The sequence below is a fragment of the Rummeliibacillus suwonensis genome (assembly GCF_007896435.1).
Classification (GTDB): Bacteria; Bacillota; Bacilli; order Bacillales_A; family Planococcaceae; genus Rummeliibacillus; species Rummeliibacillus suwonensis.
Genome location: NZ_VCBL01000001.1, coordinates 1,137,207 through 1,150,991 on the forward strand (window position 1 = coordinate 1,137,207; position 13,785 = coordinate 1,150,991).

At 33.1% G+C, this 13,785-nt stretch carries 12 protein-coding genes; 10 read left to right on the plus strand and 2 right to left on the minus strand.

The features are described from left to right. Nucleotides 1–472: 472 nt before the first annotated feature. The 3 genes from FEU33_RS05340 to FEU33_RS05345 all read left to right on the plus strand — a co-directional run bounded on the left by FEU33_RS05340 (nt 473) and on the right by FEU33_RS05345 (nt 3,070). Nucleotides 473–721 (plus strand): hypothetical protein, encoded by a 249-nt coding sequence (locus FEU33_RS05340; RefSeq protein WP_146548380.1) that lies wholly within the window; start codon nt 473–475, stop codon nt 719–721. A gap of 1,311 nt (nt 722–2,032) precedes the next feature. Further along, complete coding sequence (locus tag FEU33_RS18680) at nt 2,033–2,209, plus strand: DUF5316 family protein (RefSeq protein ID WP_312754419.1); 177 nt, start codon at nt 2,033–2,035, stop codon at nt 2,207–2,209. A 117-nt stretch (nt 2,210–2,326) separates the two neighbouring features. Beyond that, complete coding sequence (locus FEU33_RS05345; RefSeq protein ID WP_146548381.1) at nt 2,327–3,070, plus strand: hypothetical protein; 744 nt, start codon at nt 2,327–2,329, stop codon at nt 3,068–3,070. Nucleotides 3,071–3,995: 925 nt separating this feature from the next. Here FEU33_RS05345 and FEU33_RS05350 read toward each other — a convergent pair. After that, complete coding sequence (locus FEU33_RS05350) at nt 3,996–4,373, minus strand: hypothetical protein (protein ID WP_146548382.1); 378 nt, start codon at nt 4,371–4,373, stop codon at nt 3,996–3,998. A gap of 371 nt (nt 4,374–4,744) precedes the next feature. Between FEU33_RS05350 and FEU33_RS18685 the strand changes: the two genes are divergently transcribed. The 5 genes from FEU33_RS18685 to FEU33_RS05370 all read left to right on the plus strand — a co-directional run bounded on the left by FEU33_RS18685 (nt 4,745) and on the right by FEU33_RS05370 (nt 9,591). After that, the gene (locus tag FEU33_RS18685) at nt 4,745–4,897 is read left to right on the plus strand and encodes a hypothetical protein (RefSeq protein ID WP_186731322.1); all 153 of its coding nucleotides are present in this window, start codon (nt 4,745–4,747) and stop codon (nt 4,895–4,897) included. A 189-nt stretch (nt 4,898–5,086) separates the two neighbouring features. Further along, nucleotides 5,087–5,473: a hypothetical protein gene (locus FEU33_RS05355; protein WP_146548383.1), complete on the plus strand. Its 387-nt coding sequence runs from the start codon at nt 5,087–5,089 to the stop codon at nt 5,471–5,473. 455 nt (nt 5,474–5,928) lie between these two features. Then, the gene (locus FEU33_RS05360; protein WP_146548384.1) at nt 5,929–6,381 is read left to right on the plus strand and encodes a hypothetical protein; all 453 of its coding nucleotides are present in this window, start codon (nt 5,929–5,931) and stop codon (nt 6,379–6,381) included. 911 nt (nt 6,382–7,292) lie between these two features. Next, nucleotides 7,293–8,864 (plus strand): flagellar assembly protein A, encoded by a 1,572-nt coding sequence (locus FEU33_RS05365; protein ID WP_186731323.1) that lies wholly within the window; start codon nt 7,293–7,295, stop codon nt 8,862–8,864. Beyond that, nucleotides 8,857–9,591, plus strand: coding sequence for a glycerophosphodiester phosphodiesterase (locus FEU33_RS05370; RefSeq protein WP_146548386.1), 735 nt, complete (start codon nt 8,857–8,859; stop codon nt 9,589–9,591). The genes FEU33_RS05365 and FEU33_RS05370 overlap by 8 nt, the downstream gene beginning before the upstream one ends. Nucleotides 9,592–9,750: 159 nt before the next feature. Here the strand turns inward: FEU33_RS05370 and FEU33_RS05375 are convergent, their stop codons facing one another. Further along, the gene (locus tag FEU33_RS05375) at nt 9,751–9,993 is read right to left on the minus strand and encodes a DUF2627 domain-containing protein (RefSeq protein ID WP_146548387.1); all 243 of its coding nucleotides are present in this window, start codon (nt 9,991–9,993) and stop codon (nt 9,751–9,753) included. Between the two features lie 129 nt (nt 9,994–10,122). Here FEU33_RS05375 and FEU33_RS05380 point away from each other — a divergent pair, with 129 nt between their 5' ends. Next, nucleotides 10,123–12,171, plus strand: coding sequence for a sigma-54 interaction domain-containing protein (locus tag FEU33_RS05380; RefSeq protein WP_146548388.1), 2,049 nt, complete (start codon nt 10,123–10,125; stop codon nt 12,169–12,171). 403 nt (nt 12,172–12,574) lie between these two features. Next, the gene (locus FEU33_RS05385) at nt 12,575–13,669 is read left to right on the plus strand and encodes a Leu/Phe/Val dehydrogenase (RefSeq protein ID WP_146548389.1); all 1,095 of its coding nucleotides are present in this window, start codon (nt 12,575–12,577) and stop codon (nt 13,667–13,669) included. Nucleotides 13,670–13,785 lie beyond the last annotated feature (116 nt).

The following is a 13,785-nucleotide window of genomic DNA, read 5'->3' on the forward strand; positions in this document are numbered from 1 at the left end:
CTCCATGCCCTATACCTCGATTTTTCTTTTTCAGGCACATTCACAATACACGCAATTTTTAAACATCGGGGTGTTAGACCGGCTTGCTGTACGTATAAAAAATAAAGATCGGCTCCTGGTACGGATAATTTTCGCAAATTTAACCGTTCTATGATCCGGTAATACGGTCTGCAGTACGGACAAGGAAATATACTTTACCGTAAAATTTCCGTATTATTACCGGAAACAACAAGTAATATCAGATTGATTACGGAAAATTACCGTAAAATTATACGGACAAGGTGGATAGCTTTACCGTAAAAATATTGTAAAAGCCCTTTTTCATCATCCATTCGTCAATGCTTCGTCACGTTTGCGTCTTACTCCCGCAAGGGTTTTGACGATTTTTGATGTTGTGAATTCCCTCTATATACGGTATATTTAATTCACCGGTATAAAGAATGTCAACATGTTCGACGTGAGAGGAAAAATAATGATTAAAGAAAAACTTTGGGAAGAATTTGGGTTAAGTCAACGCCAATTTCAAAGATATGTAGAAACAATTAGAGAAAGGTTTCCTGCGTTTGCGATGATTAATGGCGCAGAAGAATTTCTTGAACACGATGTAAAGTTTTTGCGTATTATTTGTTCCGCTGTAAAAAATGAAAAAATGTCAATTGAAAGTGTTGTAGAAAATATTTACACAATAAAAACGCTATATTCAAAAGATAATAAAAATTAATAACTTGATATACTCGACTTCTTACTGTAAAATATGCGGTAAATAACAGAACGAATAAAACGTAAAGGCTTCGCGCTACTTAAGCGGCAAACTTGCGCGAAACTATCGAATATAATAAGAAAAAGTATATCGGGGAAATTCCGCCTAATTACAAATTCAGAATTCATCGCCATGATCGCGGATAAGATTCGGATTGAGATGGTTGCGGTTTAGAGCCTTGAGATATAAGGGTTGAAAGTGATTAATCATAAATTTGCATACTGAACTCATAACCAATAAATCACTTTTTGAGCCTACAATTAACGAAAAAAGAATGTGTTACTTTAAGCACATTTCCATTTATTGAGTTTGCAAAAAAATTCAACAAGTGGAGGTGTGCTTTTTTGCGTCCTATCGAAAATAATACGACAGAAATTGAATTACAATTCTGTTGGAATATGCTATGAAATTGAAAAGCAATCGATCATATTTGCAGGAGAATAATGAAAAATGGCATGGTATTATGATACACATTAGTTAAATCAAATGGGAGGATGCAGACAGAAAGAACAATATCTAACTCTAGCCAATTATTAGGCTGTTTTATCCCGCTTTAACGGGCAGTAAGATCCCCATCTGAAACGACAAAGATAGATGGGGAATCAACTGCCGCATGCGTCCGATTGGTTCGGGCGGACAAACTGTTGGTCACTCAGGTGTTGCCATAAGACGTGGCGCTTTTCACTTTCGTTCTTCTATTTCAGTGGAGGATGAAGAAAATCCCCTCTGATGGAAGCTTCACTTTATCTATACTACATTCAGACTATAAAGTAATTTTATGTTAAAATTAAATTGGTAAGGAGGTATAGAAATGAACATAAATATGGGTGATATCTTAGTAACTTTCGTTTTCTTTATTATTTTCATATTAATCATTTCTTTGACTATAATATTTTTTAAAAAAATTGGTGATACAAAAAACAAAGGCAAATTATTAATCAAAAATTAGATAAGATTTTAGAAAAATTAGAGGAGAAAAATAAGTAATATATATGTTGGAAATTTTGATGAATAATGAGAGATTTAGCTATAAAAATTCTATCTTATTAATTAAAAAGAAGGAATATTCAAAGTAATCACCTATTTTTATTCATAGCGATATATGTAATTAAAAGTATAATATAGTTGTGAGTACATAAGTAATTTTAAAACATAGAAGCAATTGTTCTTAGACATTAAAATTATCTAATAATCATTCGGAAAATCTTTAAAATAAAGGATCAATAACTGTAAGGAGGCGTTTTTATTAGATATTTAGTAATTATAGGAATTATTTGTATGGTCATTTCAGGATTAAGCATTGGAGCATGGACTTCAGGACCTGGGCAAAGAGCAAATTTTTTCTCTGAAACAAAAGAATACAGAAAGAGTAGAGAAAAGGTAGGCTTTTACTTTGGGGCCATAGGTGTTATTTTGCTTATTATTACAGCTTTAATATGGTATTTATAATAGTTTCTAACTCCTATAAAATCTTCCGAATAAAGGATAAACTAAAATTTATTTTCTATTTATTTCCTTGTAATATATTGTTATAATAATCTAAATAACTATGAAATGAGGAATAATATGAAGAAATTAGTAACATTTGCACTTATATTTTTATTATTTATTTCAACTTTATCATTTGGTGGAAATAGTGCCTATGCAAAAAGTATTAAATCACCAAGTAAATTTACAACTTCATCAAGAGCTTATTCAACAACGTTAAAATGGAATAAAGTAACAGGGGTAAGTGGCTATGTAGTGTATCATAGGACTGCAAATAGTAAATATAAGAAGATCAAAACGACTACTGCAACTTCTTATATACATTACAACTTAAAAGCTAACGCCAAACACTATTATCGTGTTAAAAGTTATGAGAAGAAAAAAGGTAAAACTACTTATAGTAAATATTCGAAAACTGTCATTATTAAAACTAAAGTTGCGACAAAACCAAAAGTATATACTTTTATGACTGATAAAAAAGATGATAGTGCAGCCATTGTAGTTTTAGCGATTAAGAATAAAAGTAATAAAAGCATCTATATTCAAAAATACGGAGACTTAATTGATAATGATTACGCTGACTATGATAGAAGTTTGACTTTAGTGAAATTTACAAGCAATGATCGATTATATTATCCAAAATCAATTACAATAAAACCAAATTCAGAAACCTATATTGCTTATGTAGTTAATGGCTCTCCAACGTGGTATGATGAAAATACGATGATAAGATTTTATTTCTATTATGAGGGGCAATTGTGGCATCAATATGCGACTATAGATGATAATTATAATTATATTGAAGTGGATTTTAAACCATAGCATATAAGTAATCATCTGAGCTAATTCATAATATGGATTTAATCATTATGGTGGGCAAAAATAATAATTTTCATTATAATGTCTAAAAGAAGGTAAATTTATCCCGCGTTAACGGGCAGTAAGACCCCCACCTCAAGGTTTAGAGAAAAACGAGAAGATAGGTGAGGGATGAAGAAAACCCCCACTGATGGAAGCTTTACTTTATTTATCAATGAATTTACTGATGCAAACCTATAAATGTTTAGAGTTGATTTAACGCGGTTTTTCACAAATACTTCACGGACTTATACCCGATAAACTTATTATATATAACGGATAAACTCTTGCTAGTTAAAAGCGCCTGTTTTTACGATTTATTCGATCGTAGGAGGAGGTGTTTTTTTGTTGTGAAAATAACGGAATTTGAACTAAAGATTGATCGTTATATGCTTGATTGCTTTGCTAAAGAGTTACCGGTAAAGATGTTAAAATCGTAGGAACAAACGCTAAGATTATTCACTTGATATTGGAAAAAATTTTAAATTATGGACTCAAAGAAAGTGGAGCAGAGCATTCGCGGTCATATATGCAATTTAGAAAAACGAGGAAAATAAGAAATATCTGCAATTTGCAAGTGTCCATCTCGGAATGTCGACAAGGCTACGGTAAGCAAATTTCAAAGACTACTATCGCTAATTATGTACGCAATATTAACACTTACTACAGCGTTACATGTATCAAGACGTAAAAACCCAATGAAGGTATTAGAACGATTAAACTTCTGTGAAAGAAAGGTTAAACATTTACTTGAAGATAAGGAGATAAACCGATTTTTCATGCTTTGGATGTAACAAATTCTGATCAATACCGCGACTGGGTAATGGCTCAACTTATATTCGGTTGTGGTACACATATTAATGAATAACATTAAACGAAAGGAGTTGATTTAGATGCGAACGAATATTTTACTAATAATTATTACTATGGTTGAAAAAACAACGAAGCAGGAAAAGATTTTTTTGATTGAGCTTGGAAAAAATTCGTTAAAAATTTTATCCTTTTTGAGTGCCTTAAAAATCAGAAGGCTTAACATAGTAAATATAAGATAAAATACACAAAAAGCAAATAAATCTTTGTTGTAGTCAATTAAAAATTTAAAAAATGAAGTTGAATCATAAATATCATTTTTTTTAACTATCATTTCAAAAATGTTTGATAGTACAAAAATCACTAATGAAGCAAGTATTGTTTTAGAAATTTCTGCTGCTTTCTTTCTTTTGCTCGTTCTTTTCGTATGTCTTTTTATTGACTCGGATAATTCCATAAGTAAAATCCCCTTAAAATAGATATGTAGATAGTATAACGTAGGATTAGTTTTTTGAAGAGGGTTAATATTGCTCTTTTTCTATGATAACAACAATCTCAAGAGAGAAAACAGCTTCCTAAAAGAAAAGATTTATGTCGTCGTGAAATTTGTCGTTTTAAGTGTATATGGTAGAGCAGGCGAAACATATGTTAGCTAAATGATGTTAAATTAATAATGAAGATATAAACCGAATTATAGAATGCCCAAAAGAGGATGCACCATGACCAATAGATGGAGATGATAACTATCAATATAAATGCTATGATTGAAAAATTTGGAGAAAAAACGATATACTATTATTAATAGATACATATAAAGGAGAAAAGATAATGGATAACAAGTCAGCGGTTAAGTCAGGAATTGGATTTGGTTCGGCCTTAGCCATTACGATTTCGTGGAGCGTACATCATTCAGTATTGTGGGCTATTTTTCATGGTATTTTTGGTTGGTTGTATGTAATTTATTATGTCATAACGAGATAGATTATATTTATATTTATGATCCGGATTCTACATTAATCGATTCAAGTAATAAAACAAAACCATTAAACTCAAAATATCTAATGCTTCAATTGTATAATAACCTATATTTTCTAAATTCATAATCCATTACTCTTAAAAAGTAATTTCATGTTAAAATGAAATTATTAAGTGTGGTGATTAATTGAAGTTATGGAATTTAAATTTAAAGAAAATTATATTTGGAAGTTTTCAGGGCACATTTGGTTTCTAATTTCATTAGTGTACTTAGGATTGGCGATTTTTTTACTTCCACTTTTCGAATTCAGATTTAATGGGATGTTATTTTTAATTGTATCGTATGTTCCATTAGGTTTTGGAGTAGGGATATACTATTTTAAACTTAATACGATTGATTATATTCGTTTGAGTGATAGTGAACTTTCCATTTATAGGAATCTAATTTTACCAAGAATGAAAATCAGTATCTCAGAAATTGAACGAGGTAAAATATTAGGAGAAAAACTTATTTTAATTTTAAAGAATGGCAAAGAAGCAGAGGTAAGTTTTAAAGTATTAACAATTGAATCAATTTCATAAATCATTTTCTTCTTAAAAAATACGAACATTTAATAATAACTAATTTTGATAATTGTGGAGCGGAAGACGGCGACTCCTACGGGAAAAGCTTGAACTGAAAGCCCCGCAGGAACGTAGTGACGAGGAGATTGAAGCTAAGCCCGTGGAAAGCGCCGTCTGGAGTGGAACAAAAACTTCTGAATATTAATGTTCATGTTGATTAGAAATGTTCATGTTTTTCATCTGGATTTTGCATTATGAAATTGATTCAATTAAAGACTCTGAAAAATTATTAGTCAAATTGAAAGAATTTTTTTTAATCGAACAAGCCTTTGTTGAGTAAATATTATTAAGGCAAATTTATTGCTGCTTTTTTACTGTAAGAGAAAATGGATTTATGAGATTACTATAAATTTATTCTCAATCCAACAAGGTAATTCGGTAAAGGTATATTAATACTAAGGGGGGGAGATTAGTTGAAAAAGCTCTGGATTATTGCTCCAATTTTAATCATCATTATTGCTATCATTTATTCTTTTGTTAAATTGAATCCTCCCTTGGAGATTGGTACACTTGCTTCAGGCAAAGATCAAAAATCAGTTGTTGTTGGAATTGGTAATAACGGCTTTCGTAAATTAAAAATTTTAAATGTTTTTGTAAATAACGATGAAAAACCATTAAAAGCAAAAGTACAGGTTAGTGATAATCTGAAAGGTTTCATCATAACAGATGACTATAATAATGAAGAGTCGAAAAAATATGTATTTAAAAATATTGAGAGCGTACCCATCAAAGCGGGTATAAGTTTAGATAAAAAAGGTGAAATTTATGGTGTTAGTATTATTCACAACAAAGCGATACACAAGGTTCATATAAAGTATAGCTATCTCGGTATTTCATTTGCGAAAACAGTGCCTTTTGACAAATAGGCAGGGCTTTCAATTAGAAAGTCAACTTTCAAGATGGCTTAGAAAGAGTTTGGGATATAGCTTTACACAGAATTTATAATCGATAAGCTTAATATGGTGTTGGTTAATAGCGTCTGCTTTTGCAATTTGGATGATTGTTGGAGGAGACGCTTTTTGTATAAAATGATCAATTTGAACTTGTGAGTTCTAGCACATACTTCTTTCTAACAGTCTTTAACTTGTTGGAATAGTAGTGTTAAAAGAGAAAATAAGAATATTTTAAGTTTGTTGATTGGTGAAATTAAGGAAAATATACAGTGTGATCGGGAAAAAAACTGTATTTTTCATTCCGTTTTGATAGATTGGGGGTATTAACCCAGAGAAGTTCATTTAAAGTCACGTAGAAGAGCGAGCAAGCCATAGGGGAAATCAGTTCATTATTTAAATCTTAAAATTGGATAGTGGGCATGTTTGACTATAGAAATATCATACAATAGGCCTCAAGTAATGATCCATTATTCAAGAAAAGTAAATTAGGTAAATAGGATTAATAACGGTGGCCTATTTTCATGGAAAATAAATCATAAAAAATTTCAGGCTTTTTAGTGTGGTTCAAAATGCATACATATATTTGAAATTTACTATATTATCATAATTATAATAGTGAAATCTTCATAAAATCATTTCTCTCCTATATGTAAATAAATATTAAATTTTTAGCAATTATTTAGTAAAATGTTTTACATTTATCGATTTTTAGATAGAATGATTATATAGAATATCGTTGATTAATGTTTATAAGACAATGTTTAATCGATGTTTGCTCAGAATGGATATCATTTTTTTATAATATTAGCTAAAATTACCTAAAAATATTACGATAATATAATTATACATAACTACACAGAAAATGATTGGAAGGATGAATGATTGTGCAAATCTTTGAAAATGATCACATACAGTTAATAGAAGACCAATCGATTGTGTATATCGAACTGAAAAAGGAAGGTTTCACTCTTAAGGATTTTGATCGAATCTTGAAAAAAAATCCACGTATTAAGTTAACGAGCTTTGCTAGTCTACGTAAAGCATTAAATGGAGAACTGGGAGAACGAGTAGAAATAGGTTCTTGGTTACCTCCAATAGAAATTGTTGTTTCAAGAGATCGAATGTTGGCTACTATGTACATTAATGATGATCCTGCAAAGATTTTCAGTGATGAGGAAATGATGAACAAGCAGATTAGAGAATTAGCAGAAAATGTTGGAGTAAAGTTTGGCATCCATACTTTAACCTTGGATGATGTAAAATCAGGCAAACCCGTGACTGTAGCATCTGGTCTGCCCCCCCAAAGTGGTCAAGATGCCAAAGTAAACTATTTAGAAATACCAGATAGAAAGCCTCAAATTTTGTCGGATGGTCGTGCAGACTATTTTGATATGAATTTTATCTTTGAAATCGAACAAGATGCATGGTTAGGAGAAAAAATCCCAGCACAACCCGGTACGCCAGGAAAAAATGTTTTAGGTGAGGTTATTCTGGCAACAGATGGAAAAGATGTCGCGCTCAATTATGATTCCGCTTCCATTTATGAACAAGAAGAAGACGGTAAGCTTGTGATAAAAGCTAAGAACGGTGGGGTATTAGAGAATAAAAATGGTAAATTATCTATTCATAAGCATATTCAAGTGAAAAATGATGTAGGAGTAGAAACAGGAAATCTAACTTTTGATGGATCAATCACCATTAGCGGTACAGTCGTTGCAGGATATTCTATTGTGGCTTCCGGAGATATCTCAATTGAAGACGTTGAAGGGGTAACTGGAGCCAAACTTATCGAATCTAAGTTTGGCGATGTCTATATTCGTGGTGGAATTTTTGGCAATAGCGAAACAGTTGTCCGAGCTGGTGGCAATATTTACGTAAAACATACGAATGATAGTACGCTTCATGCATTAAAAGATATTTTTATAGATTCCTATTCATTAGGCTCCAATCTGAAAGCACAAAATGTTTACGTTAACGAACAAAATGGCAAAATTATCGGAGGGTATGTGGAAGCTACACATTCTATCCATACTGCGATATCAGGTAATCGCTTAGAAAGAAAGACTGCACTTGTCATCACATTGCCAGATCGTAAAGACAGTGCGAAAGTGATTATAGATAAACAAGATAAGATCATTCATCTTGAAAAGGAAATTGCAGATTTGGATGCGAAGGTATTTCCTGTCAAACCATTTTTAGAAAAGTTGAACGAAATTCAACGTCAAACGTATGATGATACTGTTGAAAAGATTCATCAAAAAGAAACTGAGTTAAAACAGTTGGAGAGGGAAGTCGATGAAATTGTTCAACAAATAAGAAATATGGGGGATGAAAAGATCAGTATTACGAAAGAAGCGTTTCCTGGGACTTACATTCAGATTGGAAAAAAATCTACAACATTGACGAAAGTAACTTGCGGAGACTTTCTATTGGAGAATGGTGAACTGAATGTTTAGACCACTTGTTTTTGCACATCGAGGGGCATCCGCTTATGCGCTTGAAAATTCGATTGATGCATTTAATTTAGCACTCGAATTACAGGCAGATGGCATAGAACTTGATATACAAACAACAAAAGATCATATTCCAATAGTTGTTCATGATTATAATTTGAGAAGACTAACTGGAAGAAATGCACTTGTTTCTAATTTGACATTAGAAGAGATTGAAATGTTAAAGGTTGGAAAAATATTCATCCGAAAGTTTAGAGGACCTAGAATTTTAACATTCGATGAATTTCTATCATGGTATAGCAAGCATAAAATACCACTAAATGTTGAGCTAAAAGAATCCTTTTTAAAAGATGATGAAGCATTAAAATTTACAGTAGAAAAATGCAAAGATATTGCTGGATTGCATTTTTCTTCATTTCATTCGGAATTACTGGAAAAAGTAAAGAAATTAGCATCTAATATTGAAACGGCATTGATCGCGACTAAATTTCTGAATTGGGATAGGTTAGATCAATTGCCTTTTATTGATACAATCCATGCCAATAAATCTCGTTATTATAAAGAAAGATATTTAGATGCATGTTTATCTCAAAGAAAAAAATGCCGCTTTTATAATATAAATGGAAATGAATCGTATATTGCATCACCGCATAAGGCTGTAGTTGGATGGATTACAGATTATCCGGAAATTGTACGATCCGTGCAGGAGAGAGCATCTTCTGAATACTAATTTATCCTGTATGAATAGGCAGTAAGCATTGGGTATTGAAGTATATATGTGAGAAAAGGTTTGCATTTTTATCTAAATCTTGCATGATGGAATGGATTCAATTATATAAACAGTAAAAAACGCAAGGGTTGTGAATCCTTGCGTTTTTTTACACCATCATTATTCTTTTTTCTTAGAGTACTTTGGGGCAATTCTTCCATTTTTACGATCTCGATTTAATAAGTATCCAGCGAAAAATCCAAATCCTAATAGAAATAACACGATCCCAATCACAAATTGCATCCATAAATAAGGGATGGGATCAACTAATTTGGCAAAAAACGTATCGCGTATTAATTTGATCCCAATAGCAGCCATAATAGCAGGTATGGCTAATATGATAAAAGCTATAAAACGACCCATTTCGTTCAACTCCTCTAATCTTCTTTATTCTCATGTCTAATGCATAGATTGTCAAGAGTAGAAACATTCGTTACTATAATAATCAATATATGAAAATACTTGCACATAATAGTGAGGAAGTGAAAAGATTTGCATAGAATTATGATAGTAGGAGCAGGTGTTGGAGGGACAGCGATATTACAATTATTGGCTCATTCAACCAAGTGGCAAACGGTCGCTGTTGTTGATGTGAGAGAAGATGCCCCGGGAATGGTCATAGCGCGGAAATCCGGAATTGAAACAGGAAATGATTGGCATGCGTTTTTACACCATACATTAGATATGGTCATTGATGTAACGGGAGATCCGAGCGTTTTTAAAGAATTACTTGCTATATTGCCAAAAGAAACTGTTTTAATACCGGGGGAAATGGCTGAGATTCTTGTGCAGCTATTACAAGAAAAAGATTATTACATCCAAAAGCTTCAATCCTTGTCACGACGTCAACAAATTATTTTTAATTCGATCGAAGAAGGTATGATCAGTATAAATCTAGAGGGTGTTGTGACATTTTTCAATCAAAGTGCGGCTAGAATTACGGATGTTTCAATAGAAGATGCGATAGGACAGCATATCGATCAAATTATGCGCGATAGCAGCTTAACTAAAGTGATTGAAACAGGTATTACCGAAACCGATCAAGAGCTTCTGTTAGATACAGGTAAAAAAATTGTCGCATCCTGTATACCGATGTTGGATGAAAGTCTTCAGCAGATCGGTGCCTTAGCCATTTTTAAAGATGTTTCAGAAGTAACGGCGTTGGCAGAAGAAATTACAGATTTGAAAGAAATCAAAACGATGTTAGAAGCAATCATTCAGTCAAGTGATGATGCGATTTCAGTTGCCGATGAACAGGGGAGAGGCATTGTTGTCAATCCGGCCTATACAAGAATTACAGGACTTACACCTGAAGAAATCATAGGAAAGCCTGCGACTGCTGATATCTCTGAAGGAGAAAGTATGCATTTAAAGGTTATCGACACAAAAAAGCCGATCCGAGGCGTAAATATGCGGTTAGGACCAAATAAGCGAGAAGTGATTGTCAATGTTGCACCGATCATTGTTAAAAATGAGTTAAAAGGAAGCGTTGGGGTGATTCATGATGTTACAGAGATGAGAAAGCTAGCACATGAGCTCAAGCAGGCAAAAACAATTATTCGCTCGTTGGAATCTAAATATGTATTTGATGATATTATTGGGACTTCAGATGAAATGACATTAGCGATTGAACAAGCAAAATTGGCAGCAAAAACGCCTGTAACTGTGTTTTTAAGAGGTGAGTCTGGAACGGGGAAAGAACTCTTTGCACACGCTATTCATAGTGAAAGTAATCGTCATTACGAAAAGTTTATACGTGTCAATTGTGCGGCCATTGCAGAAAGTCTATTAGAAAGTGAACTATTTGGGTATGAAGATGGCGCATTTACGGGTGCTAAAAAAGGAGGTAAACGTGGTCTTTTCGAGGAAGCTAATGGTGGAAGTATTTTTTTAGACGAAATTGGAGAATTATCGCTTAGTACGCAAGCAAAATTATTACGTGTTTTGCAAGAAAAAGAAATCGTTCGAGTAGGTGGTATAAAACCTATTTCAATTGATGTTCGGATTATTGCAGCGACGAATGTAAACATGGAAAAAGCTTTGCATGATCACACATTTCGTGAAGATCTTTACTATCGTTTAAATCGGATGCCAATTTATGTTCCAGCATTACGAAATCGCATACAAGATATTCCACAACTTGTAGATCGATTACTTATAAAATTGAATCGTGAATATGGGAGAAATGTTACATCAGTATCACTAGCCGTTTTTCAAAAATTGCAGTCCTACAATTGGCCAGGTAATGTCCGAGAATTAGAAAACGTGATTGGACGTGCCATGATCTTTATGCCCGTTAATGAGACCGAACTGCACGAACGTTATCTACATATTCCAGCCCATAATGAGGGGGCATCCAAAAATTCGAAGGAAACTTTGAATACTCATGGTACATTAGAAGAAAAAATGAACGACTTTGAAAAACAAATCATCGAACAAGCATTAGAAAGTTGCCAACATAATAAAACGAAAGCAGCAAAAATGCTTCATATCTCGATTCGAAATTTATATTATAAATTAGAAAAATACGGTATTGAATAAAATAGCATGCTAAATCATGCAGATCCTGCAAAATATTGCATGCTTTTTGAAAAAAATATGCCAAAAGAAAACAGTATGTCAGGAGTCATCCTGGCATGCTGTTTTTTATCTAGATTCTACAAAAGACGCTTTCTTCAATAGGTTTGAATATTCGTATTTAAAAAATAAAGATTTATCTGATAAGCCGAATTGACTTTTTCATTTCATAAGGTGGATTAGAAAAGGAGTTTCATCCAGTTCGTACATGATGTACTGAATCTTGATGTTAAGAAAGGACATGAGGTTGTTAGCAGGATTTTTATATCCTTTTTTTACTTTTGGCACGCTTCTTGCATTTAATAAAAGTGACTGGAAATTTTGGCAGCCAGAAAATGTGATTCAGTTCACTAAGGGGGATATGTAAATGGAAATTTTCAAGTATATGGAAAAGTATGATTATGAACAAATTGTCATCTGTCAGGATGGAACTTCGGGCTTAAAGGCGATCATTGCTATCCATGATACAACACTGGGGCCAGCGCTTGGGGGTACGAGAATGTGGACATATGCATCTGAAGAGGATGCAATGGAAGATGCATTACGTTTAGCGCGTGGGATGACTTATAAAAATGCCGCAGCAGGTTTAAATCTAGGTGGTGGAAAAACAGTTATTATCGGAGATCCCTTCAAAGACAAAAATGAGGAAATGTTTCGGTCACTTGGACGGTTCATCCAAGGCTTGAATGGTCGCTATATTACAGCAGAGGATGTTGGTACTACAGTTGCCGATATGGATTTGATTCATGAGGAAACAGATTATGTTACAGGTATTTCTCCAGCATTCGGGTCATCGGGCAATCCTTCTCCTGTCACAGCATATGGTGTATATGTAGGGATGAAGGCTGCTGCAAAAGAAGCGTTTGGTAGTGATAGCTTGAAAGGGAAAAAAGTAGCTGTCCAAGGTCTTGGAAACGTTGCCTATACATTATGTCGCTATTTATATAAAGAAGGGGCAAAATTGGTTGTCACAGACATAAATAAGGAAGCGGTCAAAAGAGTGGTAGACGAATTCAGTGCAGTAGCAGTTGATCCCAATGATATTTATAAACAAGAGGTTGATATTTTTTCACCATGTGCATTAGGGGCTATTATCAACGACCAAACCATTTCACAACTGAAAGCAAAGGTGATTGCAGGGTCTGCCAACAATCAGCTTCAGCATTCTAAACATGGTCAAATGATACATGAAGCCGGATTCATTTACGCGCCCGACTATGTCATTAATGCTGGTGGTGTGATAAATGTAGCAGATGAACTTTCTGGCTACAATCGTGAGCGTGCGATGAAAAGAGTAGAAGGAATTTATGATAGCATCACAAAAATATTTGAAATCTCGAAAGACGAAGGCATTCCAACCTATTTGGCTGCCAATCGATTAGCAGAAAATAGGATCAATCGAATTTCAAAATCACGAAGTACATTTTTGCGAAATGATAAGAATATTCTATCAAATCGCTAAAAGAAAAGTAGATTCAAGTGAAATGACTTTTTCAATATTTGTGATATAATTTAGTACCAGGTAATAAAAAATAAAACTGTCATATTCAATAAAATTTTATTTTTAGAATATGACAG

Excerpts from the sequence above, each read along its gene's own strand:
- FEU33_RS05340 (WP_146548380.1), top strand. The coding sequence starts at position 473 with ATGATTAAAGAAAAACTTTGGGAAGAATTTGGGTTAAGTCAACGCCAA.
- FEU33_RS05345 (WP_146548381.1), top strand. The coding sequence starts at position 2,327 with ATGAAGAAATTAGTAACATTTGCACTTATATTTTTATTATTTATTTCA.
- FEU33_RS05350 (WP_146548382.1), bottom strand. The coding sequence starts at position 4,373 with ATGGAATTATCCGAGTCAATAAAAAGACATACGAAAAGAACGAGCAAA.
- FEU33_RS18685 (WP_186731322.1), top strand. The coding sequence starts at position 4,745 with ATGGATAACAAGTCAGCGGTTAAGTCAGGAATTGGATTTGGTTCGGCC.
- FEU33_RS05355 (WP_146548383.1), top strand. The coding sequence starts at position 5,087 with ATGGAATTTAAATTTAAAGAAAATTATATTTGGAAGTTTTCAGGGCAC.
- FEU33_RS05370 (WP_146548386.1), top strand. The coding sequence starts at position 8,857 with ATGTTTAGACCACTTGTTTTTGCACATCGAGGGGCATCCGCTTATGCG.
- FEU33_RS05375 (WP_146548387.1), bottom strand. The coding sequence starts at position 9,993 with ATGGGTCGTTTTATAGCTTTTATCATATTAGCCATACCTGCTATTATG.
- FEU33_RS05385 (WP_146548389.1), top strand. The coding sequence starts at position 12,575 with ATGGAAATTTTCAAGTATATGGAAAAGTATGATTATGAACAAATTGTC.